This window comes from Mesorhizobium sp. YIM 152430, from assembly GCF_029210365.1.
Taxonomy (GTDB): Bacteria; Pseudomonadota; Alphaproteobacteria; order Rhizobiales; family Rhizobiaceae; genus Aliihoeflea.
In genome coordinates this window covers 383,331-409,042 of record NZ_JARGES010000043.1, presented here as the reverse complement: position 1 = coordinate 409,042, position 25,712 = coordinate 383,331, and the positions used below count along the sequence as shown (strand labels likewise).

The window sequence follows — 25,712 nt, the reverse complement described above, 5'->3', positions numbered from 1 at the left end:
CAAGCTGACGGCCTGCCAACCGCTGTGCACATGTCATCGAACCTGAACCCGGCCATAGAAGCCCTCCGTTCCAGCATCGTCCACCTCGAAGGTGGACATGCGAAGGCACGGGAGGTCCTGCCGTTTTGCGTTCCCGAGATCGACCGCAAGCTTCCCGGCGGCGGTCTCGCGCGAGGAGCGCTGCATGAGGTGGCGGGTAGAGGAAGCGGCGCGGTTGACGGTGCCGCGGCGGCGCTTTTCGCGGCTGGTATCGCCGCCAGAACCCAAGGACTGGTGCTGTGGTGCGTGGCAAGGCAGGACCTGTTCGCCCCTGCTCTTGCCCAAGCCGGTCTCGCGGCCGACCGCGTCATTTATGCCGAAACAGGCGACGAAAAGGCATTGCTTGGCTGTATGGAAGAAGCGTTGCGGCACGGCGGTCTTGGCGCTGTCGTCGCCGAGGTGTCCCGATTGTCCATGACGGCGTCGCGTCGCCTGCAATTGGCGGCGGAGGGCACAGGCTCGGTCGGCATCGCCTTGCGCCGATGGCGGCGGCAGGCCGAGGCGGCGGACTTCGGCCAGCCGACGGCGGCAATGACGCGCTGGCGGATCTCCGCTCTTCCGTCCCGCCCCCTGCCCGTTCCCGGCGTAGACCGCGCCCGATGGCTGGTCGAACTGATCCGCGCCCGCGCGGGCGAAAGTCTCGATATCGAAGTGGAGGCATGTGATGGCTCGGGTCATCTCGGTCTACCTGCCGAAGTGGCCGATCGATCGGCTGCGGCGGACGGGTGGCGACGTTATGCCAGCGTCTGACCGCCCGTTCGTCGTCGCCGGAAGCGAGCGGAACCGCCAAGTCGTGACCGCGGCGACGGACGCTGCTTGCGCGGCGGGTATCCGGGTCGGGATGCCGCTGACGAAAGCGCGGGTCCTCGTCCCCGGTCTCGTCGTCGAGAACGCCGATCCTGCCGCCGATGCCCAAAGCCTCAAGCGTCTCGCGCTTTGGCTGTTGCAACGGTTCAGCCCGGTCGTCGCGGTGGATCCGCCGGACGGCATTGTCGTCGAATCCACCGGTTCCGACCACCTTCACGGCGGCGAGGCAGCCATGCTTGACGCGATCGTGGGCAGGCTTGCAATGTCCGGCATTGCGGCCAAGGTCGCCATCGCGGATACGTGGGGAGCCGCGCATGCCCTGGCGCGATTTCGCAGGGAAACCATAGTCGTCGCAAACTCGGCGCATGGACCTCAGATCCTCGAACCGCTGCCCCTATGGGCGCTACGGATCGACGATGCGACAGCACACGGCCTCGTCAAGCTGGGGTTCCGCACCGTCGGCGATGTTTTGGCGCAACCCCGCGCTCCGCTTGTACGACGTTTCGGCACGGAGCTGGGTCGTCGGATCGACCACGCGCTCGGCCAGGCTGTCGAACCGATCGAACCGTTGCGGCCGGATGACATCGTCGAGGTCCGGCGTTCCTTTGCGGAGCCTATCGGCGCGGCGGAGACCATCGCGCGCTATGTCGGCAAGCTCGTCGTCGCGCTTTGCATGGAACTCGATCGACGGGGTCTCGGCGCGCGCCGTCTCGATCTCGTCTGTCACCGCGTCGACAGCGGCGTCGAGGCGGTACGCGTCGGGACGGCGACGCCGGTCCGCGACGTCAAACGGCTGACCCGGCTTCTATGCGACAAGATCGAGACCATCGCACCGGGTTTCGGTATTGAACTAATGACCATAGCCGCCACGGTCGCCGAACCGTTGCACGCCCGCCAATCGGCAACGACGCTGATCGAGACTGCACCAACTGACATCTCCAACCTAATCGACGTCCTTTCCAATCGCATCGGCGAACGCGGCGTCTACCGGTTCGCGGCGGTCGCAAGCGATGTTCCAGAACGGTCCGTCCAACGCATCTCGCCGCTCGCCGCCGACACGGGAAGCGCATGGCCGGACCACTGGCCCCGTCCTTCCCGATTGCTGCTCCGTCCTGAGGTGATCGAAACGATGGCGCTGCTGCCCGACCATCCGCCTGCATGGTTTTCGTGGCGCGGGATACGGCGGCGGATCAAACGTGCCGACGGGCCCGAACGCGTGTTTGGCGAATGGTGGCGGGCCGACGCCGAGCTCGTCGCGGTGCGCGACTATTTCCGCGTTGAGGACGACGCGGGAGAGCGCTTCTGGGTCTACCGCGCCGGCGACGGCGAGAACGCCGAAACCGGCTCGCACCGGTGGTTTATGCACGGAATCTTCGGATGAGCGAGCCCCGTTACGCCGAACTCCAGGTCACGACGCATTTCTCTTTTCTTCGCGGCGCGTCCTCGGCGGAGGAACTGTTCGCCACGGCCGCCCTCATGGGGATCGAAGCCGTCGGCGTCGTCGACCGCAACTCGCTTTCCGGGATCGTGCGAGCCTTCGAGGCTGCGAAGACCACCAAGGTCCGGCTCGTCGTCGGATGCAGGCTCGATCTTGCCTGCGGCATGTCCGTTCTCGTCTACCCGATCGACAGGCCCGCTTATTCGCGGCTCTGCCGTCTCCTGTCTCTCGGCAAGAAGCGCGCCGGGAAGGGCAAATGCCTGCTCCACTGGAATGATCTCGTTGCCTATGGCGAGGGGCTGGTCGCCGTCCTCGTTCCGGACCTGGCCAACGACGACTGCGGACTGCGGCTTCGCCGCCTGCGTGACGCGTTCGGCGACCGGGCCTATCTGGCGCTCACCTTGCGCCGCCGGCCCAACGACCAGCTCCGCCTCCACGACCTGTCGAGCCTCGCATTCGCCATGCGTGTGCCCACGATCGTGACCAACGACGTCCTTTATCACGAGCCCGGACGCCGGATGCTGCAGGACGTCGTCACCGCGGTCCGCCACAACGTCACGGTCGACGGGCTCGGCTTCCGGCGCGAGCGCCATGCGGACCGTTACCTCAAGCCGGCGGCTGAGATGCATCGCCTCTTCGACCGGTACCCGGAGGCGCTTGCGCGGACGCTCGAGATCGCCCGGCGGTGCACCTTCGGCCTGTCCGAACTCGCATACCAGTACCCTGAGGAGCGGGACGATCCGATTTTGACGCCGCAGCAGACGCTGGAAAGGCTGACCTGGAAAGGCGCAGCCGCCCGCTTTCAGGAAGGCGTGCCCGAGGAGGTGAAAGTGTCCCTGCGCCATGAACTCGAACTCATCCGCAAGCTCGACTACGCCCCCTATTTTCTGACGGTCAACAATATCGTGCGCTACGCGCGCTCGCAGGACATCCTGTGCCAGGGGAGAGGTTCCGCCGCGAATTCGGCCGTCTGCTACGTCCTCGGCATCACCTCCATCGATCCGTCCCGCAACGATCTTCTGTTCGAACGTTTCGTGTCGGAGGAGCGGCGAGAGCCGCCGGATATCGACGTCGACTTCGAGCACGAGCGCCGGGAACTCGTCATCCAGTGGATCTACGAGACTTACGGCCGGGACCGGGCGGCGCTGTGCTCGACAGTTGTCCGATATCGAACGAAAGGTGCGTTGCGCGACGTCGGCAAGGCCCTCGGCCTTCCCGAGGACCTGATCCAGACGCTTTCGAGCCAGATCTGGGCCTGGTCGGAGGAAGGGGTCGAAGACATGCATGTCAAAGACCTGAACCTCAATCTCGCCGACCGACGCCTTCGGCTCACCCTAGACCTCGCCCGCCAGCTCATGGGCGCGCCCCGACATCTGTCACAGCATCCCGGCGGCTTTGTGCTAACGCACGACCGGCTCGACGATCTCGTCCCGATCGAACCCGCCTCCATGGATAATCGACAGGTCGTGGAATGGGACAAGGACGACATCGACGCGTTGAAGTTCATGAAGGTCGATGTCTTGGCGCTCGGCATGCTGACCTGCATGAAGAAGGGGCTCGACCTGCTGGCCGAGTACAAGGGCGTCATCCACGACCTTGCAAGCATCCCGGCCGAGGATCCGCGCACCTATGCGATGATCCGCAAGGCGGACACCCTGGGCACATTCCAGATCGAATCCCGCGCGCAGATGTCCATGTTGCCGCGCCTGAAGCCGCGGACCTTTTACGACCTTGTCGTGCAGGTGGCGATCGTGAGACCTGGGCCTATCCAAGGTGACATGGTCCATCCTTATCTTCGGCGGCGCGAGGGACTGGAGCCGGTCCACTACCCAACGCCGCAACTCGAAAAAGTTCTCGGAAAAACACTTGGCGTGCCCCTCTTTCAAGAACAGGCGATGCGCGTCGCGATCGAGTGCGCCGGCTTCACGCCGGGCGAGGCCGACATGCTGCGCAAATCCATGGCGACGTTCAAGTTTACGGGCGGGGTGAGCGCCTTCAAAACCAAGTTAATCGAGGGGATGGTCGCCCGTGGCTACGAGCGGTCCTTCGCGGAAAGGACATTCTCGCAGCTCGAAGGCTTCGGCAGCTACGGTTTCCCGGAAAGCCACGCAGCCAGCTTTGCGTTGATCGCCTACGCCTCCTCTTGGCTCAAATGCTGGCATCCGGACGTCTTTTGCGCGGCCCTCCTCAATAGCCAGCCGATGGGATTTTACGCCCCGGCCCAGATCGTGCGAGACGCACAGGAACACGGTGTCGAAATCCGTCCGGTCTGCGTGAACGCGTCGCGGTGGGATTGCACCCTCGAGGAAACCCGTGACAACGGGCGCTTCGCTGTCCGGCTTGGCCTGCGGATAGTGAAAGGCCTCGCCAACGCGCATGCGGCCTCGATCGTCGCGTCACGCGCGGATCGGCCTTTCGTATCGGCAGAGGATCTTTGGAGGCGGGCTGGCGTCCCAGTCGCCGCCCTAGCCCGGATCGCGGAGGCCGACGGATTCTTCCCTGCGTTCGGCCTGTCGCGTCGCGACGCGCTGTGGGCGATCAAGGGGCTTGGCGACAAGGAGCTTCCGCTGTTCGCCGCAGCCTCAGCTAAGGCAGGAGAGACCGTTCCGGAAGCCGTCGAGCCGTTTGTTAAACTCAGGCAGATGGCCGCGGGCGGCGAAGTCGTCGAAGACTACGGCCATGTCGGGCTTTCGCTTCGCAGCCACCCTGTTTCATTCCTGCGGCAGGAGTTGCGGAACCGCCGGATGGTCACTTGCAGCGACGCGATGAACGCCAAGGACCGGCGGTGGCTGCAGGCCGCCGGGATCGTGCTCGTGCGCCAGCGGCCCGGATCGGCGAAGGGAGTCATGTTCATTACGCTCGAAGACGAGACCGGAGTGGCCAACCTTGTCGTCTGGCCGAAGGTGTTCGAGGCCCATCGCCGCATCGTTTTATCCGCTGGAATGATTGCCGTCCAAGGGCGCATTCAACGCGAAGGCGAAGTCGTCCACCTGGTCGCACACAAGATCGAGGATCTTTCAGACGAACTCCGGAGCGTCGGCGAACGCGACACTCCCTTTCCCCTGCCCCACGGCCGCGGCGATGAACTCCACCACGGCTCATCCGCGCCCGACCCGCGCGGGCTGCCGCCGAAAGGCCTGCGGACGCGTGACATCTACATCCCAGATTTGCACATCGACGCGATTAAGGTGAAGACACGGGATTTCCGCTGACCGACCGAGTACGACCGCTTTCGACCCCATGCCTGCCATTCCCAACTCCTTTGCAACTTCCTGAAAGCCGCCGTTGTAACAGCTTGAATTTGGGCGGGGCAATCATCGTAGATCGTGCCACGAAGTTGCGCCTAGACGACAACAACATCTCCCAACCAATCTCTTGCCCACTCTGTTCGAGTTCGATGCGGTTTCAGCCGAAACAAAGCGGCCACGAAGGCATTTGGAACACAAGGGAGGCCGAGATAAGCAAGTTTTCCGTTGGCGATCACGTGATGGCGGTGTGGCGTCGAAAGCCGAAGAGCAAGGTCCTGGTCCACTCGGATCAGGGCTCGCAGTTCCCCAGCATGGAATGGGCGGCGTTCCTGAAGCACCACAATCTGGAGCATTCGATGAGCCGGCGCGGAAACTGCCACGACAACGCTGTGGCGGAGAGCTTCTTCAATCTCCTCAAGCGCGAGCGAATCAGGCGAAGGACCTACCGAACACACGAAGAGGCAAGGCAGGACGTGTTCGACTACATCGAGATGTTCTAAAATGCGAAGCGCAAGCACGTCAGGAACGGATGCTGTCACCTGTCGAATTCGAACGGCAGCAGGAATTGTAACCCGAGGGTCTCCATGAAACTCGGGGCTATTCAACGCAAGTAGTGAGCCAGTTTGGCTCGACCGAAGTCATGGAGGAATGTCGAATCCAGGCGCAGCGAGAAACTTTTCGACACGCGTAAAATCGGGGCCAGATGACGTAGGCGCATACTATGTGATTACTTATTCCAGCGGAAAGCGGGCAATGGTGGTCCTCACGGCGGACAGGCGGTTTCTAGCGACAGGGGACCAGACGGAGGCGCTGGGGTCTTAGATTTCTTTAAGATGGGGCTTGATTGCGCTTTCCAGCCGAACCATTCGCTCGGTGAGGGAAGAAATCATGTTGGGCCACTGATCCTCATCGAACACGTTCGCAGGCATGGCGTGCCTGATGCGGCATGCTCGGTAATTCGGAAGCGGCTCCCAGTGAAGCGGCTCTCCGAAAGCCTGTTCGATTTCCTCCTTTTTAGTTTCCAGCTTCACGAAGGTGAGGTCGTTTCGCATGGCGTCCTTCGAGTCGATGTAGAAGTCGACCCGCGTCTCTGTCCCGAGCGCATAAAGCATCCAGCTGAGGCCTGAGATGCCCGACGACGCCATCACCCAGCTGCTCTTCTGCGGGCTGATATTCTGGAAGATGGTGGTGGCCTTACCCATCTCGGGAAGCAGCTTGCTCCAGAAGTTGCGACGAACTGTATAGCGAGCAGCATCGACATCGGCCGCTGCGGCCTCGGACTGCTGCTTGCGTGCCAAGTTGACCATGTACTCTTCGGCCGCCTTCGGCGGGATCAGCTGCTCCACCGAGAAGTAGAGGCTTCCCCCTTCATCGACGTGGATCGCAGCCGACATGCACTGAACGCGCAGGTTGAAGCCGCGAAGCCACATCACCGTCGAAGTCACTTCTTTGCGGAAGTGCGCCGCGACCAGGATGACCCGCTGTGTCAAACCCGCGTTGACCGTTGCCTCCCCGAAACTCTCGGCTCCGAGAAAATCCGCGATCGATTCCTCGGCGGCGGCAACGTCCATCTGGCGATACTTGGCGTAAATGTCGCGGACGCTGTCTTTCGTGAATCCGGAACAGTATGAGGCATACTTTAACGCCTGCCAGGTGACGTCCTTGCCCGCGTCGTCCAGCTTATTCTCGATGAGAACGAGCGCGCCAGACGTATCAAGCGCGAGGAGATCCAGCCGCTCGTTTGTTTCCTCGAAACCTGCAAACTCTTTGGCGATGATCAGGAGTTCCTCGCCGAGGACGGATGGATGGTTGGCGATCCACTCCTGAAGATGGTCGCGTTCGCGGAATTGGAGCTCGGCGAAGGTCTTTTTCTCCAACGGCTTGATCCTGTTCGCGGTGCGGTCGATGCTGTACATGCGGCGCGGCGTCCCTCGATTATCTGTGCACAGGCTTACACAGAACATGCATCGTCCGGTAGCCATTCTCCACCGCGACTATCCGCATTTTTTCCTAGAATCGTGTTGTCGTCTGCTCGCCGGCTGCTGACGACCCATCATGGGCGAGGAGGTGACTTCGCATGCTTACAGGATCAAAATCCGCCAGCTGGGAACAGACCGTGGGCGGGTCACATGCGGAGGCAGAAGACTTACAACAAGCATTATCGTCGCACTTACTTACCCGCCGTCCCTCGAACGACCAGCGCGTCGACCGCGATCGCTGCGTCGGCTGAAACTAGGATCGGGTTGACATCAACCGAACAGATGTCAGCTTCGTCCCGAAGCAGATCGGCGAGATTTGTAGCCGCCTCGAACAGGGTGTCGATAGCGAGTCCGCTCCTGCCGCGCACTCCCTCGAACAACGGCGCGATCCGAAGCGTCGCAAGCGCGTCACTGAACTCACGCCTGGAAAATGGAGCTAGTAGGAGGACATTGTCAGGAATGGCTTCAACTGCGATGCCGCCGTCGCCGATTACTACAACCGGCCCGAAGTGGGGATCTCTGTTAGCGCCAATGACGAGCTCTCGATCGCCTTTGAGCATCTCTGAAACGAGGACGCCGTCGAAGCGCTTCCCCATGGCCGCCATTTTGTCGGCGATATCGACGTAGGCCGAGCGGACCTGGTCTTGGCCACCGACGTTCAGATGGACGAGGCCATGGTCGGACTTGTGGGGAACTTCCTCCGATACCGCCTTCACCACCACGGGAAGTGCCCACTCCCGCTGAACCGCTACTGCGTCCTCGACTGAAGCGCATACCAAATGGCGGGCGCAATCCAAGCCGGCATCGGCGACGATCCGCAGCGATCGCATTTCGTCCAGCGTCTTGCAATCGCCCGCCGAACCGGAGGTCGAAACCACACCCGTTTGGTCGAGAACATGCCCTTGCGTATGCTCGATCATTTCACGATGCATCGCGAATTGCGCCAGGGCCGCTATCGCTTGGTCCTCGGTTTCGAATACGGGAACACCCTCGGCCGCAAAGGCGGCCCGGACCGACTGTTGTGGTGCTGCTACGACGACAGGGAAGCTCGCTTCCTTCATGAATTTAGCAGTATCGCGGGCATAGCGGGGAAAATCATATCCCCGTCCGCTGACGGGTATCCCAATGAGAAGCATGTCGATGTTCGGATCGCTCCCCACGACGGGCAAGACTTCTCCGAACAGCCCCCCATTGCTGAGGAGAGCGGCGGTGATGTCGATCGGGTTCCGCGACGAAGCGAAAGCCGGCAATATCTTGCCGATCCTCTCTTCGTTTTCGGAACCCAGCCGTGCCACCTGCAGGCCCTCCCGCTCGGCAGCGTCGGCGGACAGGACACAGGTCGCCCCGCTGTTGCTGATAATGGCAAGTCGCCTGCCGCTGCCCCGCCACCCTTTCAGATAGAGCTCGGCCGCCCGGACGAGTTCAGTCGTATTCCTGGCGCGCCATATGCCATGCTTCCTGAAGAACGCGTCGACCACCCGGTCTTCGCTCGCTATCGCCCCGGTGTGCGACGCCGCGGCGCGCTTCCCTTCCTCGGATACGCCCGACTTCAATGCAATGATCGGAACTCCCCGCCCCCTGGCAACGGCCGCGGCTTTGGCAAGATGTTCCGGATCGACGAGTTTCTCGAGGTATATCAGGATCAGTTTGACGTCCGGATCGGCCGCGACGGTCGCCGCCAGTTCCGAAACGCTGACGTCGCAGTCGTTCCCGGTCGCATGCACGTGGCGCACCCCGATGCCGCGCGCCCGGAGCAGGCCGTAAGGAACGACGCTCATCGCCCCGCTTTGCGATAGGCACGCGACCGGACCATCGGCCGGCTCGGCCTCGATGAACATGGTCGAAAATGACAGGATCGCGCCCGTTGCGAAATTCGCGAGACCTTGGCTGTTGGGGCCGATGAGGCGCATCCCCGCATCGTTGGCGGTCCGGCGCATACTCTCCTCGATCAAGCGCCCTTCCGCACCCAACTCGGAAAAGCCGCTGGCGATGATGATCGCGCCTTTGACGCCCGCCGCGGCGCACTGTCCGACTGCGTCTACCGCCGCTTGGCCCGCCACCGCGATGATGGCGACGTCCGGGCTTTCCGGCAGGTCCTCGAGTCCTGCGAATGCGGGCAGTCCCTGAATGACGGTCCGACTGGGATTAACCGGATAGATCTTCCCCTTGAAGCCGAAGCGTTTCATGAAAGCGATGGGTCTGCCACCGATCTTGTCCTCGCTATCGGACGCGCCGATGACGGCGACTGAATTCGGGTCGAGGAACATGTCGAGCGTCATTGGTCAGCCTTGGCAAGCGGTTGGAAATTGAGTGGAGCGTCAGATGAACCCTCGAAAACAGCCGACACCCGAGCTCCGGGAACCACGTCGAGGGGCCCATGGCCCATCACGCGGAACCCTTCGTCCAGATCGACCAGGGCGACCGCGTAAGGCACCTTGGATTCGTACTCCGGCGTCGGCGCTCTATGGAGGACAGTCACCGACGCTACACGGCCTTCGCCAGAAAGGCTGAATGGCTGCAGATCGGTCTTGCCGCATCGAGGGCAAAAACCGCGAGCATAAAGATGCTCGAAGCCACAATCGGTGCAGCGGTAGGCGCGCACGGCGCTGCCCTCGGAGATGGATTTGGCTCTGGGTGTCGGTAAGTCCATCGCTCTCACTCCGCTTCCAGGACGATGCTGACATGCGAGGACAACACGCCCCCGTCTGCGTGCACGAAGCCGCTTTTGCCGGCATCTGCATTCCGGTCGCCGCGCAGGCTGCCGACTACCTCCACGAAATGCGCCATGCCGCCCGCCACGCCCGAGTGTCCGTAGGAGAGAAGACCCCCGTGGCCGTTCATAGGCTTGCCCCCTCGGGAAACGTCGTACCGCCCTTCCCGTAGGTCTATGCCCGTGCGGCCCCGGGCGCTGAACCCAATCTCTTCGAGCAACATCGTCAGCGTGATCGTGAAGCTGTCGTAGATGCCGAGAACGTCGATGTCGTCGACGGTCCGCCCCGCCTGCGCCAACGCTCGGCCAGCCGACAACGCCGCCCCGGTCTCGTCGATGGATCCAATGGAACTGACATGTTGGTGCCGGTGTGCCTGGCCCGCGCCTGTGATCCTGATCTGCGCGGGTCGAGATGTCAGCAGGACGGCGGCGGCACCGTCCGATATGGGACAGCAGTCCAGCAGCTTGAGAGGTGTCGCGATCGGCTTCGAGGCCATCACGTCTTCGATCGATACTGGTGTTCGAAGATGCGCTCCCGACCGCCCGGCCGCGTTGCCACGCATGTGGACCGCTACCTCCGCCAAGTCCACCTCCCGGACACCGTGCCTGTCTGCGTATTCGGAAGCGAGAAGACCGTAGTAGCCGGGAATGGTGCAGCCGTATGGTACCTCGAAGTCGGCGTGTCCCACTTGCGCCAGGGTCTGGATGGCGCTGTTCCGTCCGCCTTTGCTCGACAGTCGGTTCTCGCCCGCCACCACTAGGACGTTGCCGCACTGGCCGCTCTCGACCAGCATCTTGCCGAGCATGATCGCTGCACAGCCTGTCGCGCCTCCCAGCGCCAGACCGTTGCAGTAGCTCGGCTCGATTCCGAAGTGCTCCGCGAACAGCGTCGCCAGCATCAAGTGCGGCATGGTCGTGGAATAGCCCGTGACGAGGCCGTCGACCTCGGCACGGATCAATCCCGCGTTCGAGAGGCACTCGTTGGCGGCCCACGACATCAGGTCGAGCGTGTCCAGGCCCTCCAACCGCCCGAAGGGCGTCAGGCCGACTCCTCCGATGTAGGCAGTGCCGCCTTTGCTCCGTGTCATGATCCCTCCGAAGTTGCCGTGGCGTGCCTCAGCGCGAGCGCCCTTCCCGTCAAAAGCGCACCGCCCATCACGAGGACACCGGCGATATCGCTGGCGACCCCCGGGTAGAGCATGGCGCAGGCTCCGACGCCGACCACGATCCGGAGGACGAAGTTAAGCGGCACGAAGCCGTTCCCGACGATAGCCGCGGCGAGGCCGGCAACACCGACGATCGCGGTCGCCAAGGGCCAGATCGCCTCGCTCACGCCGCTTCCCTGCATGATCAAGGCAGGCTCGAGGACGAACATGAACGGGACGATGAACGCAGGAAGGCAAATCGCCAACGCCTGCCAACCCGTCTTGTCCGGATTGGAATTTGCGACTGCCGCAGCAGCGTAAGCGGCCACGGCGACGGGCGGCGTTACGTTGCCGAGGATCGCGAAATAGAACACGAACAGATGAGCGCCGACAGGGTCCACTCCGAGATTGACCAGCGCGGGAATGGTGACTCCGACCTGGACTAGATAGGCCGCCACGGTCGGCAACCCCATACCCAGGATCAGCGACGAGATCATCGTCAGGACGAGGGCAGCGATCATTGAGGATCCGGCAACGGAGAGGATCGCGGAGTTGATCGTGATGCCGAGGCCGGTGAGGCTCAACACGCCGACGATCAGTCCGGATGCTGCGCACGCTATGGCGACCGGACCTATAGCCTTTGCGGCTTCGACCACGCCGTCCGCCACGAGCTTCGGCAATTTGAACAAGTCGCCGCGCAGGAGCCTGTAGAACACCGCAACGGCGATAACCGAACCGATGCCATAAAGTGCGGCCCGCATCGGAGAATATTGGAATACAGACCAGGCGATGACGCCGATCGGCAAAAGGAACAGAGCCCCTTCGCGAAGCATGGCGACCATGCTCGGTACTTTCAGGTTTCCCGCGAGCCCCGTGCGGAGCGCCTCGAAATGAACCGCCATGAAGATCCCGACATAGAACAGGAGCGCGGGGAACACCGCCGACAGGGCGATTTCGGAATACGGACGGCCGACGAACTCGGCGATCACGAATGCGGTGGCACCCATGACGGGCGGCACGAGCTGGCCTCCGGAAGAGGCTGCCGCTTCCACCGCCCCGGCGAAATGCGGCTTGTACCCGTTTCGCTTCATGAGCGGTATGGTGATCGCGCCCGTCGTGACGACGTTGGCGACCGCCGATCCGGATATGGTTCCCATCACAGCGGATCCGACGATCGCCGCCTTGGCCGGGCCGCCTCGAAAGCGCCCCGTCGCGGCGATCGCGAGGTCGATCATGAACTTGCCCCCGCCACAGCGGTCCAGCAGGGCTCCGAAGAGGACGAATAGATAGATGTAGGTCGCCGAGACACCCAAGGGGATGCCGAAGACGCCCTCCTTTGTGTACCAGAAGTGGTCGACGGCCCAAGACAGTGAAAACCCGCGATGGCCGAAGCGGCCCGGGATGTACTGGCCCAGCCAGGCATAGAGGATGAAGACGCAAACAATCACGGCGAAAGCCGGACCCAGCGTGCGTTCGGAAAGGACCACCAAACCGGCGATGCCAATGCATGCCAGAATGATAGGGACCGCCTCCAAAGGGACGACATAGGCCATGTGATTGGCCCAATAGTCGCCAGTCCAGATATTGAACAGAAGCGGAACCACTACCATCAAGGATCCCGCCAGCAGCAAGAACCTTCTTGATCGGCTTTCCTGAGGCCCCAGCAAGGCGAGCATCGGGAGCGCAAGGCAGACCAGCAGCAGATGGACGCTTCGCTGCGTGAAGCTCTCCATCACGCCGAACAAGGCCGTCCAAAGATGGAAGGCAGCAAGGGCGATGGCGGCGGCCGTAAACGCCACGGTCAAATTTCGCATTTCGTCACCAGACCGATGGCCGGAAGCTCCGCGCTTCCGGCCGATTGCGGGAACAATCAGTCGTCGGAAGCGCCAGCTTCCCCGTCTGCCTGGGTCGTCCCGCCCGACCCGCCGGTGCCAACCGCCGCGAGTGCGGCCTCCGCACCGGGATGAAGCGGCGCGCCGATGCCGCTTCCGGCGGTTTCGGGCCCGAAATTCTGGAGGGCGGCATTAACCTGCTGAAGTTGGCCAGCGTTTTCGACGAGCGCCTTGGTGATCTTCTCCACCAGATCGGCAGGCAGTTCCGCATTGGCGATCAGAACATTGTTCATGCCCACGGCGAGCGTGTCTTCGTCCTGGCCCGGATAGGTGCCGGCCGGAATAGTGATGGCGCTGTACCCGTCGTTCTCCTTCCGAAGCTCGTCGACGGTGGTTTGGTCTATGGGCACCAGATTTATCCCTCCGCCCAAAGCCACTTCCGCGATCGCGGAGGAAGGCACCGAAATGATGCCCGTGAAGACGTCGATATGGCCGTCCTTCATCTGCATCGAGGCGTCGGCATAGGAAAGCCTCTCGACGCGCGACAGGTCGTCGTAAGACAGGCCGTTCAACTCGAGCAGCTTCTGCGTCATGACGTCGGTGGCTCCGCCCACCACGCCCGGGTTCACGATCTTGCCCGCGAAGTCCGCCACACTCTCGATGCCGCTGCCTGGACGAACGGCCATCTGGTATGGAGACGGGTAGAACGAAACGACCCCGGTGATGTTGGACTGGGGCTGCGGGAAGTTTTCTCCGATAGCGTTGAGCGCGTCGGCGTTCGAAGTCGAAAGGGAAAGCGCCAGATCGTACTGCCCCGCATTCGTGCCGAGGATGTTGGCGACCGTCACTCCGTTGACGACGCTGACCCTTGTCCCGGGAATTTCACGTTGGATTATGTCGGCGACGGCCGTGCCGAGTGGATACCAAGTGCCGCCGGAAGGTCCCGCGGCGAGCGTCAGGTTCTGCGCGTTCGCCGCGCCACCTGCAATCAAGGCAACCGAAAACGCCAATCCGGCGAGGCTACATCCATACTTCATTACATTTCCTCCTTGTTGAGTTCCAAGTCGCTTCAGCGACGGTTAAGACGCGATCCTTTCTGCGAATGAATGGATTTCACTTGAACCGCTCGCCAACCGCTCCTCCGCGACCTGGCGCGCTTCGCGCAGCGTGCGCAAAGCATGTTCATGGCGTTGTCCATTCAATCGTTCTCCAACGGCCGCGACGCTTATCGCGCCGACTACGATGCCGTCCCGATCCCTGATCGCGACGCCCATTCCGGTCATGCCCGGAACGACGAAATTCGGCAGGTGCGCGTAATCCTTGACGCGGGTCGCGGCCGCCTCCCGACGTACTTCATCGACGGTGATGTGCGGAAATGCCGACAATCGGCGCGGAAGGTCCGCGAAGATGGCCTCTTGCTCGTCTTCGTCGAGATGCGCGAGAAGCGACATGGCTCCGGCACCTATTCCAAGAGGGCGGCGGCTGCCGACATTCAAAGACAATGCCTGCATCGCATACCAGCCGACGTGACGCTCGACACAAAGCGAGTCGAAACCTGACCGGACCGACAGGAAAGCAGCATCGCCGAGATCTTCGACCACGCGAGATATGGCCGGGCGAACGGCGTCGCGGATCATGATCGTACTTTTGGGCATCCCGAAGACCGCCCTGAAAGCATCATCGACGTAATACCGCTTGTCGGCACCCTTTCGGATCGCTTGTCCGTTGACCAGGGTATCCAAAATGCGGGCGACCGAAGCTTTGTGCATCCCCGCCAGCTCTACGATGTCCGTCAGTCGGAATCCCGCCGGGCCGGATCCCGCGACGATGCGGAGTATGGCTAGTCCTCTTTCGAGGCTATGGACCGTGTTCGAGCCGCTCATGACTTCATGGCACCTGTCTCGTTCAGCGAGACGGAACATCAGGCAGAAAACGTAGAAACTCAAGGTCGAAAAAGAAGTTCTCGAAGGCAATAGGTCTGTCCGTATCGCATAGCGAGACTTGGCGGAATATGAGGCTGACCTCGCATGCCAGTAGAAGACACCCTTCAATGCGGCCCGCTCGCGCAGCTCTTCGACCGGCTTCGACATAACGCTTCGGAGGTCGAGGATGGACAGGACGAACTCGCCGTGGCGGCCGGACGAGGAGATCTGGAAACTGATTTCCGCAAGCTTGGAATAGCAATGGTTGCTTCTTTCGACCCCAGGCAGCTGTGCGCATGCGAACTCGGCCATTGAGAGGGCGATTACCGTCCACCTGCTTCTGTTCGAGTTTGCAGTGAGCCGCGTCGATACTCGAACCATCGACAGTTGCATTGGCCAGTTAACGCAGCGACGCTTACGCTTGACATGCCACGACGTTCGATCAACGATATCGCTAAGCAACACATTGTATTGCAGAGCGATAAATGATCGAACGAGACAATCGGTTGTTCGTAGAGTCCGTAGAACGCGGGTTCGAAGTTCTGCGTGCATTTCGGGGCACGTTCTCGCTCAGTCTTACGGAACTGTCCGACCGGGCGGGCATCACAAAAAGTGCCGCTCAGAGGTTCACGCATACATTTGAAGTTTTGGGGTTCCTGCGCCGGGACTCCAGCAAGCGCTGGAGCCTGACCCCGCGCGCCCTTGAGTTCGGAACCTACTACCTCGCATCGGATCCGCTGCTCGAACGGGCCAATCCACACCTAAACGAACTCAACCACGAGTGCGGCGAGTCCGTGAACCTGTCCCAGCCGGATGGCACAGATATGGTCTACATGGCGCGCTTCACGGCCAACCGGCGTTTCTTCATTCACATGCCAATCGGTACGCGCATTCCAATGTACTGCGCTGCATCAGGCAGGGCCTATCTGTCGACCCAACCGCGCGACGACGCGCGTCTGCTCGTTGAACATGCAGCGCGCCGAGCATTCACCGCTAAGACGATCACTGACGTCGATGCCATCATGGAACTGGTCGATGAGGCTCGAGACCAGGGGTTCGCGAAGGCTTCCGAGGAATTCTACGTCGGTGATCTGAACATCGCCGCACCGATCATCAGCGCGGACGGGCAGACGCTCGGTTGCGTCAACATCTCCGGCCCGACCAGTCGATGGAGCATGGAGAGAATGGAGGCGGAACTTGCTCCGCTTCTCATCCAGACCGTCCGGACGATTTCGTCCGGTGGCTACCTGCATTCGCAGCAATAACATCAATGGGAAAGGAACTAGATATGATCCGGAATGCCATTCTCGCAACAACGCTCATTGCCGGCCTGACGGCCGGAGCCTCGGCTGAAACACTGAATATCGGCTCTACGCCGACAGGGGTGCCGTTCACTTTCCTCGACGTGGAAACCAATGAGATCCAAGGTATGATGGTGGACCTCATCACGGCTGTCGGCGAAGAAGCCGGCTTCGACGTGAACGTTCAGCCGATGGACTTCGCCTCCCTCATTCCTGCCCTGACATCAAACCGCATCGACATCATATCTGCTGCCATGCTGGCAACAGATGCCCGCAAGGAAGTAATCGACTTCTCCGATCCGGTCATGCCGTATGGCGAGGGCATCGTCGTTCCAGCCGATGGAGCCACCTCGATCTCTGCCGATTTCTCGGAACTGCAGGGCCAGGTCATCGGCGTCCAGCAGGGCACGGTGTACCTAGAGAACCTTCAGGGCTCGGACGTGTTCTCCGAAGTGCGGGTCTACGATTCCCTTGCTGACATTCTAGCCGAGGTGGACCGTGGTCGCATCGCAGCTGGGATGGGCGACCGCCCGATCATTGCCTATCAGTTGTCCGAAGGACGGTATTCCAACATTGAGCTGGCCGACTACGAAAGTCAGTATGTCGGTTCTGTCGGCCTGGGCGTGCGCAAGGATTCAGCGGAGCTGCTGGAGCGCTTGAATGCTGCGCTGGCCACGCTGAAAGAGCGTGGCACCGTCGATGAGCTCGCTGCCAAATGGGGCTTGCAATAACGCGCCCTGAAGGCAGGACAACATGATGCAGTTTCTGGAAAATTCGGGAAGATATCTTCCTCTGCTGCTTCAGGGCGTGGGGATCACCATAGCGCTGACGCTCGCGGCGCTCGTCATATCAACACTGCTGGGGTTGGTATGGGCGTTGATGCGCTATTCAGGCATCGCGCCGCTGGTGTTTGTGTCCAAGGCAATCGTCAACACGGTGCGAGGCATCCCGATCCTTGTTCAGCTGTTCTACATCTATTTTGTCCTGCCGGAATTTGGCATCGACCTGAGCGCGTTCCAAGCGGGCGCGCTCGGGCTCGGCCTGGCTTATTCGTGCTATATGGCCGAGAATTTTCGAGCTGGTCTGGAGGCTATCGACAAAGGGCAGATCGAGGCTGCGCAGTCGATCGGCATGAAGTGGTCATTGATGATGCGGCGCGTCATCCTGCCCCAAGCAATCCGAACCGTCCTGCCGCCTTACGGCAATACTATGATCATGCTCCTGAAGGACACGTCGCAAGCTTCGGTGATCACGGTTGCGGAGCTGACGATGCGCGGCAAGCTCGTTGCCTCATCCACGTTCGACAACATGACCGTCTACACGCTCGTGGCGTTGCTCTACCTGGCCCTCTCGGTGCCTCTCGTCATCCTGGCATCCTATCTGGAGCGGAGGTTCGGAGCACGATGATCCAGCTCGACAACGTCCACAAGAAATTCGGCAATCTCGAGGTTCTCAAGGGGATCGACGGCGAGATCCGGCAAGGTGAGGTGGTATGCCTCATCGGCGCTTCCGGCTCGGGAAAATCTACGCTCCTGCGCTGTATCAATGGGCTTGAAAGCTACGAAGAGGGCCAGATCACAATCGACGGTAAGCTCGTTGATCGAAAGGACCCGTCAATTCGTGCCCTGCGGACCTCGGTCACGATGGTGTTCCAACGTTTCAATCTTTTCCCTCATAGAACAGCGCTTGAGAACGTCACGGAGGGTCCAATCTACGTCAAAGGGGAGGCGCGACGAGAAGCCGAAGAGCACGGTCGAGAGCTCCTTGATCGTATGGGCCTTGGTGCCAAGGCAGAGACCTACCCAACATCCCTATCCGGCGGGCAGCAGCAGCGCGTGGCAATCGCACGCGCTTTGGCAATGCGGCCGAAAGCGATCCTTTTCGATGAGCCTACGTCGGCACTCGACCCCGAACTTGTAGGTGAAGTTCTGGGGGCCATGCGCGATCTCGCCAACGACGGTATGACGATGCTCGTCGTCACGCATGAGATGGCATTTGCGCGTGAGGTCGGCGACCGCGTCCTGTTCATGGACGGCGGCCTGATCGTTGAAGAGGGACCGGCCGAACGTGTCCTCACCGATCCGCAGGAGGACCGTACACGGGACTTTTTGCGCCGCGTACTCAACAAATAGACTGGCCCTTTCATGTCGAAGCTAGAACTTCCCCAATCCCTATGGGCGGCGACCGCCGCGCCGGCACCCCAGACGTCGCCTCTCGACCGAGACATCGCTGTCGATGTCGCGATTGTCGGCGCAGGCTACGCGGGTTTGTCCACGGCACTTCATTTCGCCACGGTCGGACGCACGGTGCAGGTTGTCGAGGCCGGCGACATCGGCTGGGGCGCGTCAGGGCGAAGCGGCGGTCAAGTCATACCCGGCATCAAGTATGATCCCGACGATCTCATCAAGATGTTCGGTCAGGATGCTGGAAAACGTGCCGCCGCAAATTTCGGATCGACCGCCGCAAAGGTTTTTGAATTGATCGATCGCTATAAGATCGAGTGCGATGACACGCGAAGCGGCTGGGCTCAGCCTGCCCATTCGAAAGTCGCAGAGGCGGCCGCTCGCAACCGGTGCAGGCAATGGCTGGCCCTGGGAGCGGACGTCACCGAACTCGACCGCGATCAGATGGCCGAGCTTCTCGGGACTGACGTCTACCACGGAGGTTGGATCGACCGACGAGGTGGAGGTGTCCAGCCATTATCTTACACGCGTGGTCTCGCGCGCGCCGCCTTGCAGGAAGGTGCGGCAATCGCCACCCATACCCGCGCCACATCGCTTAATCGCGACGGTGCCAACTGGAGTATCAAGACCGATCGCGGCCCTGCCGTTACCGCTGCCAATGTCATCGTCTGCACCAACGCATATTCCAAGAGTTTATGGCCGAAGCTCGAGCAGACAGCGATCGCAGCGAACAGCTTTCAGGTCGCGACTAAGCCCCTGTCGCCCAACCTCGATCGGTTGATCTTGAAGGACAATGTCGTCGCCTCTGACACGCGCCGGCTGCTCGCATACTTCCGCCGGGACCGCGATGGACGGTTCATCATGGGTGGACGTGGCACCTTTGCCGAGCCGACCACGGCCGCCGAGTTTCGCCATGTTGAGCGAATGCTGGCGCGATCCTACCCCATGCTTGCCGACCAGCCGATCGAATTCAGGTGGGGTGGACGGGTCGCGATTACCCCGGATTTCCTGCCGCACCTGCACACGCCGGAAGATGGGTTGCTATTCGTACTTGGATGCCAAGGACGAGGCGTGGCGCTGCAAAGCAAGATGGGTGAGTGGGTCCGCGACTACATCGTCAGCGGCGATCCGCAGAAGCTGCCGCTCCCTGTGACCGACATTTCGCCAATCCCATTTCATGCCTTGCGTCGGCTCTATGTCGCTGCGACGCTCTCCTACTACAAGATTGCAGACGTAGTACGGTAGCGATGAACTGGCAGCCACTTGCAAAGAATTCGATTTCCGGATTCTCGGTTGCAGATAACTGGCGTCAATGTTGGCTACTAGATTTGCTGACAGTCTTCTGTGGATGGCTCCCGCATTGCAAGAGGTAATTCGACGTTCTAGCGCGTTGGTCGGGTGCAGTCTTCTGTCCGGCCTGTTGATGCAGCCATTGGAGACTGCTGGCCCTGATGGGGTCGGCTAACAAGGTCCCAATCTGCTTTGCAGGCTATGATGCCTCAGACAGTCCGTGGGTTGTCCCTGTTCCCGGCCTGACCGGTTTCGCCATCACATCGCTTCGCTCTCACAACTTCATGGAGCCGATCGGTCGGCTCGAACTGTTACCTGCTTCAGGGTCTCATCTCTTGGCGATGTCACACTGCCAAGTGGGGGACATACCGAGGCTGGTAGACCTCGCCGCGAACCATGACTGCCCAGACGACGCGGGCCATTTTGTTCGCCATGGCGACGCTCGCCACGCGCACCGGTTTCCTGGCGAGGAGTGCGACCAGCCTGGGGTCCGCAGTCTCCGGCTTGTATTTAGCTCCGCGGATCAACGATGTCGCGCCGACCACCAGCAGCTTTCTCAGATATCGGTCACCCATCTTAGTGATACGGCCGAGCCGGTCCTTGCCACCGCTCGAGTTTTGCGACGGCGTGAGCCCGAGCCAAGCGGCGAACTCTCGACCCGAACGGAACTGTCCGGGATCAGCAACCGATGCCGCCAGTGCTGTTGCACCGACCGGGCCGATCCCAGGGATGGTCGACAGACGCCGTGCCACTTCGTCGGTTCTCTGCAGGGCAAGGATCGCTCGGTCTATCGCCTGCAAACGGACATGGGTGTCGAGAACCTGTCCGCACAGCAGACCGAGAATTTGCATTGCCATCGATGGTACGTCTGGTGTCGCTTCCTTTGATGCAATCGGGCGTGCCAACCCAAGCGCCGCTCTAGGCCTTCAGGTATGTCGATGCCGAACTCGGCCAACAGACCTCGGATCATGTTGACCAGTTGCGTGCGCTGCTTGACCAGGAGATTGCGAGTGCGGTGGATCGATAGTGCCGCCTGCTGCTCGGCGGACTTCATTGCCACGAACCGCATGGTCGGGCGGGTCACGGCTTCGCAGATCGCCTCCGCGTCCACCGCATCGTTCTTGCCGCGCTTCACATAGGGCTTCACGTAGGCCGGCGGCATCATGCGGACCTCATGGCCCAGCTGTGTCAGCTCGCGCGCCCAATGATGGGATGTGCCGCAAGCCTCCATGCCGATCAGGCAGGGCGGCAACTTGGTGAAGAATGGCACAACCTGCGATCGCCGCAGTGCTTTGCGCACAACGACGTCTCCAGACGCGTCAACGGCATGAACTTGAAAAACACGCTTGGCCAGATCAAGGCCCACGGTGGTAATCTGCATGGCGGATGGCTCCTTTGCTCGGGTTGCCTGACAGCAAACCCACTTTGGCACTCAGATGCCGGGAGCGGGAGCCATCCACCTCATCTGCTTACGACCCCAAATCGGTCATTCAGGCTGAGCTGCGGATTACCCGAAACCTGTCGTCCATTGGTTAGCCGCGCCCAACGCCGATGGTGAAGCCGTTTCGATACTTTCACATACGGATAGTCATCTCGCAGACTGCACCCGCGGGCTTGATCTCCAGCGAAAATGCCTCGAATTCGCGTGTCAGGAGGTCGCGCAACAGCTTCGTTCCAAAGCCCGCACCACCTTCGGCAGCGGGAGGGCCGTCGACTTCCCGCCAAGTCAGATTGAGAAGGTCATCGTTTTCTGCCCAACGGATGGCAACCGTGCCGCCCGGCACAGAAAGCGCGCCGTACTTCGCCGCGTTCGTACAGAGCTCGTGCAGGACGAGGGCAAGCGGAACGTTCATCGCAGGGCGCAAGGCGATGTCGTCCCCGCTAAGGACGAACGGATCCGAGTCCTGCTGGCGGTAGGGCGCGGTGATTTGCTCAACGAGCCCGCCGATGCTGAACCCGGTCCAATCGCTCTGAATGATCGCGTCGTTAGCGGCGGCGAGCGCCTGCACGCGGCCGCGAAATACGTCCAGCGCGTCGTTCATCGGCAATACGTTTCGGAACGTCTGGGACGCGATCGCAAGTACGACCGAGAGCGAGTTCTTCACCCGATGGTTCAGTTCGCGCAGGAGGATTTCGCGCTGTTCCTCGGACTGCTTTCGGTCGTCGATATCCATCACGACGCCGACGACCCGGTCATAATTGCCGTCGGTATCCTTCGAGACTTGCGCGCGTAGTAACAGCCAGCGGGCAGCCTTGTCGCGGCGCTGGATACGAAACTCGACCTCGAACTGGCTTTGGCCGAGTTCGAGCGCCGACATCGCCGCCTGACGAACCTTGTCCCTTTCGCCGGGCAGATAGCATTGCCGGAACTGATCCACCGAGGGGATTTCGTCCTCTGCGAAACCGAACAGCCTATTGAGTTCCGGACTTGTCGCGAGCGCGTCGCGCCGGATGTCGAGCTCCCACACGGCCATATGCGCCGCATCGATCGCCAGCCGCTGCGCCAGTTGGGCCTCTTCCAGCGAATATTCGAGGCCCTTGCGGTCGGTGATGTCCCAGATCATGCCGACGTAGCGCAGCGCCGCTGGCAGTCCGGCATCGTTCATGCCGAAGATGGCCTCGCCATGTGCGCGCACCCAACGCTGCGCACCTGAACCGGCTTTGAGGATGCGGTACTCGAAGACAGGCTTCTCGCGGATGACGGGGTCAAGCGCGCGCCGCGCCATTTCGGACGTTCTCGGCAGATCGTCGGGGTGGGTCACCCTGCGAACGTCGTCGATGGAAATTTCGCTGCCCGGCGGGAAGCCGCAGATTTCGCGCGCCCTTGCAGAATAGTCCATCGCACCGGTGGCGATGTCCCATTCCCAAATGCCGATCCGTGCAGCCTGTAAGGCGAGCCGCACCCGTAGATCAGCCTCGTCAAGACTGGCGTCGATGCTCCCAGGCTTGGTCATGACGTTTCCCCTCCGCCGTCCCCTTTCGTATGGCTCCGACGGTTTGCTCGCAAACCCAAATGGTTGCGCCACAGCCGATGCGGAACATTACCCTGCACCTGTTGTTCGCCCAGTAGAAAAAGCAAGCGAAGGGATCGGAAAAATGAAGGCGCTCTGCTGGCACGGCAAAGGCGACATCCGCTGCGATACAGTCGAAGACCCACGCATCGAAGACGACCGGGACATCATCATCAAGGTGACGTCGTGTGCGATCTGCGGCTCGGATTTGCATCTGATGAACGGCTACATGCCGACGATGGAATCCGGTGACGTGCTGGGGCACGAGACCATGGGCGAGGTCATCGAAGTTGGGAGAGCCGTCACCAAACTCAACGTCGGCGACCGCGTGGTCGTCCCGTTCAACATCGCCTGCGGAAACTGCTTCTTCTGCAAGAAGGAGCTGTTTTCGCTGTGCGACCGTTCCAATCGTAACGCTGAGAAGGCGATTGAGGCGATGGGCCACTCACCGTCCGGGCTGTTCGGTTATTCGCACATGCTTGGCGGTTATGCGGGCGGGCAGGCCGAGTACCTTCGTGTGCCCTACGCGGACGTTGGTCCGATCAAGGTTCCGGACGGGATCGACGACGATCAGGTCCTGTTCCTGTCCGACATCTTCCCAACCGGATACATGGCAGCGGAAAACGCCGGGATCGAAGATGGCGACACGGTCGCGATATGGGGCTGTGGCCCTGTTGGCCAGTTCGCCATCCAGAGCGCCTGGATGCTTGGAGCGGGCAGGGTCATTGCGATCGATACCGTCCCCGAGCGGCTCGAAATGGCGCGGACCTATGGCCGTGCGGAAACCCTCGATTTCGGAGCCGTCAAAATCTACGACGCCCTGATGGACATGACCGACGGGCGCGGCCCGGATCGGTGCATCGACTGCGTGGGAACGGAATCGGATGCTGGCGCGAGCGCCGACGCCATGCTCGACAAGGCGAAGGCGGCGCTCCACATCGGCACCGACCGACCGCACGTATTGCGCGAGGCGATCTTCTCTTGCCGCAAAGGCGGCACGATCTCCGTTCCGGGCGTCTATATTGGCATGCTCGATCACATCCCCTTCGGCGCTGCCATGAACAAGGCACTGACCTTCAAAATGGGCCAGACGCACACGCACCGATATCTCCAGCCGTTGCTCGACAAAGTGGTGGAGGGAGAGATCGACCCGTCCTTCGTCATCACCCATCGCGCCACGCTTGAGCAGGGTCCTGAACTTTACAAGGATTTCCGCGACAAGAAGGATGGCTGCATCAAGGTGGTCATGACGCCTTAGCGCATCGGAACATCCAGCCCGTCCGGGGATTCGGCGGGCAATGCAACAATCAAGCATCGATCATGTCCGACGACCCGAACAAGAAAGGCTATCAGGACCGGTCCCGCGTGGCAGCCGATCAAGACCACGAGGTCCAGTATTTTGCGCAGGCCAATCGGATCTCTCCGGAGCAAGTACGCGAGTTGATCAAGAAGCACGGCAATGACCGTGCGACTTTGGAACGCGAAGCCAGCAAACTGGCCTGAACACCGTGGCGAAGCGACACGCGGCGTCGCTTCGCCACTCAACTCGCGGTGTTGCGGTAAGCAGCGTTGCCGAGACCCGTGCCGATCGTCACCACCGCCCAGTGCCGCACGTCCTTCATCCGGTCCGCTTCACTGAGACCTTGGACGACGGCATCGTTGTGCAGAACGATCTCGAACTCATCATCCAAAGCGGCGGCAAGCGTTGCAGGCAGGTTGAAGTCCTTTGCCTCCCAGTTCCCAGGCAGGTTTTGTGCCCCGTCTCGAATGTCACCGTCGGGCGTGATACGGCCGGGACACGCGACGGTCATAACATCGGCGAGATCGTCGCCAGCCTTCTTCCGCAAGCCGTCAATCATCTGAGCGAGCTTACCGATCGCCTCGTCCCGGCTCGGCTTAGTTTTCTCATCACCGTATTTCCATTGGGCGTGTGCGACGACAGCAGCCCTGGCGAGCTTGTGGGGGTGTTTCGCCGAGAAGTTGACCAACCCCGCGCGAATGCTTGAACCTCCGATATCGACTGCCAGCAACTGCGAACAGCCGCGCAGGCGCTCTCCCGGAATCAGCCGCAGTCCGCCTACAAGGGCCGCTTCGTCAGGATCTCGCTTGATGGGAACGAGGTCGACCGCCACGCTTTCCAACCTGAGGATCGCCGTCGTACGCCCGATGGCGATCTCGCCGATACGACTGTCGCGCAAACCGCCGCCGACCACGATCCGTGTGACTTTGGCCCAGTTCTCGTCGGCGCTCCGGTAAGCGCGCACCACCCCTGCCAGCCGCCGTGCGAATTCCTCGATCGAGGTGTGCACCAGTCCCGCGGCGAATGCGTCTCCCTTGCGCCAAGCCTTGTCGATGTCCTTGTGCGAGAGGTCGTCGGTGTCCTTGCCACCAAACGGGTCCGTTCCTGCGCGGCACAGGGGACTGCGCAGTTCATCAAGGATGCCAAAAAATGCGCGGCCGCTCGCACGGTCACCGATGAAGCCGCCTCCGTCCTCGAGCGTCAGGCTGTAGCTCGAGACGTCGATGCCGGGAAGATTTGGCGAGCCATGAACCATGGAGATTGCTTTTGTATGTATCGTGATTGGCAACACGGCGATGGTCTCGAAGTTCCCCGTTACCTATCCAGGAACATTGGCGCAGAAGCGAGGTTCGAACCCTGAAAGGGTCGGATGCCCGAAATGGCTGTCGGATCCATTCCAAGCGTGAATATCCGGTCCGGCAATCCGCCACCGAGCCATTCGAGGAACATTGAAAATGAACGAGAACGACAAACCAGGCGGCGCAGGGTTGCAGCCGCAACCCGCTTC

The 25,712-nt window shown here is 61.3% G+C and carries 19 protein-coding genes and 2 pseudogenes; 11 read left to right on the top strand and 10 right to left on the bottom strand.

Annotated features, from left to right (window positions below; translation table 11 throughout):
* Positions 1-30: 30 nt before the first annotated feature.
* The 4 genes and pseudogenes from PZ895_RS14245 to PZ895_RS14230 all read left to right on the top strand — a co-directional run.
* The gene (locus PZ895_RS14245; RefSeq protein ID WP_275839812.1) at positions 31-789 is read left to right on the top strand and encodes a damage-inducible protein; all 759 of its coding nucleotides are present in this window, start codon (positions 31-33) and stop codon (positions 787-789) included.
* The gene (locus tag PZ895_RS14240) at positions 704-2,227 is read left to right on the top strand and encodes a DNA polymerase Y family protein (RefSeq protein ID WP_275839637.1); all 1,524 of its coding nucleotides are present in this window, start codon (positions 704-706) and stop codon (positions 2,225-2,227) included. The genes PZ895_RS14245 and PZ895_RS14240 overlap by 86 nt, the downstream gene beginning before the upstream one ends.
* Positions 2,224-5,496: an error-prone DNA polymerase gene (locus PZ895_RS14235; RefSeq protein ID WP_275839636.1), complete on the top strand. Its 3,273-nt coding sequence runs from the start codon at positions 2,224-2,226 to the stop codon at positions 5,494-5,496. The genes PZ895_RS14240 and PZ895_RS14235 overlap by 4 nt, the downstream gene beginning before the upstream one ends.
* 272 nt (positions 5,497-5,768) lie before the next feature.
* Positions 5,769-6,103: pseudogene (locus tag PZ895_RS14230) on the top strand (IS3 family transposase); the annotation flags it as partial.
* Between the two features lie 247 nt (positions 6,104-6,350).
* On the opposite strand, the gene PZ895_RS14225 reads toward PZ895_RS14230, so the two are convergent.
* From PZ895_RS14225 to PZ895_RS14195, 7 genes are all read right to left on the bottom strand, one after another.
* Positions 6,351-7,448: a DUF4268 domain-containing protein gene (locus tag PZ895_RS14225; protein WP_275839635.1), complete on the bottom strand. Its 1,098-nt coding sequence runs from the start codon at positions 7,446-7,448 to the stop codon at positions 6,351-6,353.
* Between the two features lie 254 nt (positions 7,449-7,702).
* Entirely contained in the window at positions 7,703-9,790 is a 2,088-nt protein-coding gene (locus PZ895_RS14220; RefSeq protein WP_275839634.1) for an acetate--CoA ligase family protein, read from the bottom strand.
* Positions 9,787-10,161, bottom strand: a complete 375-nt coding sequence (locus PZ895_RS14215; RefSeq protein WP_275839633.1) for an OB-fold domain-containing protein — start codon at positions 10,159-10,161, stop codon at positions 9,787-9,789. The genes PZ895_RS14220 and PZ895_RS14215 overlap by 4 nt, the downstream gene beginning before the upstream one ends.
* Before the next feature lie 5 nt (positions 10,162-10,166).
* Positions 10,167-11,309, bottom strand: coding sequence for a thiolase family protein (locus PZ895_RS14210; RefSeq protein ID WP_275839632.1), 1,143 nt, complete (start codon positions 11,307-11,309; stop codon positions 10,167-10,169).
* Positions 11,306-13,180, bottom strand: coding sequence for a TRAP transporter fused permease subunit (locus tag PZ895_RS14205; RefSeq protein WP_275839631.1), 1,875 nt, complete (start codon positions 13,178-13,180; stop codon positions 11,306-11,308). Before PZ895_RS14205 ends, PZ895_RS14210 begins: the two co-directional genes overlap by 4 nt.
* 56 nt (positions 13,181-13,236) lie before the next feature.
* On the bottom strand, positions 13,237-14,235 hold the full coding sequence (locus PZ895_RS14200) for a TAXI family TRAP transporter solute-binding subunit (RefSeq protein ID WP_275839630.1): 999 nt from the start codon (positions 14,233-14,235) through the stop codon (positions 13,237-13,239).
* A gap of 42 nt (positions 14,236-14,277) precedes the next feature.
* Positions 14,278-15,432, bottom strand: a complete 1,155-nt coding sequence (locus tag PZ895_RS14195; protein WP_275839629.1) for an IclR family transcriptional regulator — start codon at positions 15,430-15,432, stop codon at positions 14,278-14,280.
* A 173-nt stretch (positions 15,433-15,605) separates the two neighbouring features.
* On the opposite strand from PZ895_RS14195, the gene PZ895_RS14190 reads away from it, so the two are divergent.
* From PZ895_RS14190 to PZ895_RS14170, 5 genes are read left to right on the top strand one after another with little or no spacing between them, the layout of a single operon-like run.
* Complete coding sequence (locus tag PZ895_RS14190) at positions 15,606-16,385, top strand: IclR family transcriptional regulator (RefSeq protein ID WP_275839628.1); 780 nt, start codon at positions 15,606-15,608, stop codon at positions 16,383-16,385.
* Positions 16,386-16,408: 23 nt separating this feature from the next.
* Positions 16,409-17,152: an ABC transporter substrate-binding protein gene (locus tag PZ895_RS14185; RefSeq protein WP_275839627.1), complete on the top strand. Its 744-nt coding sequence runs from the start codon at positions 16,409-16,411 to the stop codon at positions 17,150-17,152.
* A gap of 22 nt (positions 17,153-17,174) precedes the next feature.
* Complete coding sequence (locus PZ895_RS14180; RefSeq protein ID WP_275839626.1) at positions 17,175-17,828, top strand: amino acid ABC transporter permease; 654 nt, start codon at positions 17,175-17,177, stop codon at positions 17,826-17,828.
* Positions 17,825-18,553, top strand: coding sequence for an amino acid ABC transporter ATP-binding protein (locus PZ895_RS14175; RefSeq protein ID WP_275839625.1), 729 nt, complete (start codon positions 17,825-17,827; stop codon positions 18,551-18,553). Before PZ895_RS14180 ends, PZ895_RS14175 begins: the two co-directional genes overlap by 4 nt.
* A gap of 12 nt (positions 18,554-18,565) precedes the next feature.
* Positions 18,566-19,849: an FAD-binding oxidoreductase gene (locus PZ895_RS14170; protein ID WP_275839624.1), complete on the top strand. Its 1,284-nt coding sequence runs from the start codon at positions 18,566-18,568 to the stop codon at positions 19,847-19,849.
* Positions 19,850-20,238: 389 nt separating this feature from the next.
* On the opposite strand, the pseudogene PZ895_RS14165 reads toward PZ895_RS14170, so the two are convergent.
* Positions 20,239-21,275, bottom strand: a pseudogene (locus tag PZ895_RS14165) (IS110 family transposase).
* A gap of 193 nt (positions 21,276-21,468) precedes the next feature.
* On the bottom strand, positions 21,469-22,848 hold the full coding sequence (locus PZ895_RS14160) for a PAS domain-containing protein (RefSeq protein ID WP_275839623.1): 1,380 nt from the start codon (positions 22,846-22,848) through the stop codon (positions 21,469-21,471).
* A 142-nt stretch (positions 22,849-22,990) separates the two neighbouring features.
* On the opposite strand from PZ895_RS14160, the gene PZ895_RS14155 reads away from it, so the two are divergent.
* Positions 22,991-24,163, top strand: coding sequence for a zinc-dependent alcohol dehydrogenase (locus PZ895_RS14155; RefSeq protein WP_275839622.1), 1,173 nt, complete (start codon positions 22,991-22,993; stop codon positions 24,161-24,163).
* Positions 24,164-24,225: 62 nt separating this feature from the next.
* Entirely contained in the window at positions 24,226-24,408 is a 183-nt protein-coding gene (locus PZ895_RS14150; protein ID WP_024587533.1) for a DUF3606 domain-containing protein, read from the top strand.
* A gap of 38 nt (positions 24,409-24,446) precedes the next feature.
* On the opposite strand, the gene PZ895_RS14145 is transcribed toward PZ895_RS14150, so the two are convergent.
* A complete protein-coding gene (locus tag PZ895_RS14145; RefSeq protein ID WP_275839621.1) occupies positions 24,447-25,460 on the bottom strand; it encodes an ROK family protein in 1,014 nt (337 codons plus the stop codon).
* Between the last annotated feature and the right edge of the window lie 252 nt (positions 25,461-25,712).

What these genes read in the sequence shown, in the direction of transcription:
- PZ895_RS14160 (WP_275839623.1), bottom strand. Translation starts at nt 22,848, where the DNA reads ATGACCAAGCCTGGGAGCATCGACGCCAGTCTTGACGAGGCTGATCTA.
- PZ895_RS14215 (WP_275839633.1), bottom strand. Translation starts at nt 10,161, where the DNA reads ATGGACTTACCGACACCCAGAGCCAAATCCATCTCCGAGGGCAGCGCC.
- PZ895_RS14155 (WP_275839622.1), top strand. Translation starts at nt 22,991, where the DNA reads ATGAAGGCGCTCTGCTGGCACGGCAAAGGCGACATCCGCTGCGATACA.
- PZ895_RS14240 (WP_275839637.1), top strand. Translation starts at nt 704, where the DNA reads ATGGCTCGGGTCATCTCGGTCTACCTGCCGAAGTGGCCGATCGATCGG.
- PZ895_RS14170 (WP_275839624.1), top strand. Translation starts at nt 18,566, where the DNA reads ATGTCGAAGCTAGAACTTCCCCAATCCCTATGGGCGGCGACCGCCGCG.
- PZ895_RS14220 (WP_275839634.1), bottom strand. Translation starts at nt 9,790, where the DNA reads ATGACGCTCGACATGTTCCTCGACCCGAATTCAGTCGCCGTCATCGGC.
- PZ895_RS14205 (WP_275839631.1), bottom strand. Translation starts at nt 13,180, where the DNA reads ATGCGAAATTTGACCGTGGCGTTTACGGCCGCCGCCATCGCCCTTGCT.
- PZ895_RS14150 (WP_024587533.1), top strand. Translation starts at nt 24,226, where the DNA reads ATGTCCGACGACCCGAACAAGAAAGGCTATCAGGACCGGTCCCGCGTG.
- PZ895_RS14235 (WP_275839636.1), top strand. Translation starts at nt 2,224, where the DNA reads ATGAGCGAGCCCCGTTACGCCGAACTCCAGGTCACGACGCATTTCTCT.
- PZ895_RS14200 (WP_275839630.1), bottom strand. Translation starts at nt 14,235, where the DNA reads ATGAAGTATGGATGTAGCCTCGCCGGATTGGCGTTTTCGGTTGCCTTG.
- PZ895_RS14190 (WP_275839628.1), top strand. Translation starts at nt 15,606, where the DNA reads ATGATCGAACGAGACAATCGGTTGTTCGTAGAGTCCGTAGAACGCGGG.
- PZ895_RS14245 (WP_275839812.1), top strand. Translation starts at nt 31, where the DNA reads ATGTCATCGAACCTGAACCCGGCCATAGAAGCCCTCCGTTCCAGCATC.
- PZ895_RS14175 (WP_275839625.1), top strand. Translation starts at nt 17,825, where the DNA reads ATGATCCAGCTCGACAACGTCCACAAGAAATTCGGCAATCTCGAGGTT.
- PZ895_RS14145 (WP_275839621.1), bottom strand. Translation starts at nt 25,460, where the DNA reads ATGGTTCATGGCTCGCCAAATCTTCCCGGCATCGACGTCTCGAGCTAC.
- PZ895_RS14180 (WP_275839626.1), top strand. Translation starts at nt 17,175, where the DNA reads ATGATGCAGTTTCTGGAAAATTCGGGAAGATATCTTCCTCTGCTGCTT.
- PZ895_RS14225 (WP_275839635.1), bottom strand. Translation starts at nt 7,448, where the DNA reads ATGTACAGCATCGACCGCACCGCGAACAGGATCAAGCCGTTGGAGAAA.
- PZ895_RS14195 (WP_275839629.1), bottom strand. Translation starts at nt 15,432, where the DNA reads ATGGCCGAGTTCGCATGCGCACAGCTGCCTGGGGTCGAAAGAAGCAAC.
- PZ895_RS14210 (WP_275839632.1), bottom strand. Translation starts at nt 11,309, where the DNA reads ATGACACGGAGCAAAGGCGGCACTGCCTACATCGGAGGAGTCGGCCTG.
- PZ895_RS14185 (WP_275839627.1), top strand. Translation starts at nt 16,409, where the DNA reads ATGATCCGGAATGCCATTCTCGCAACAACGCTCATTGCCGGCCTGACG.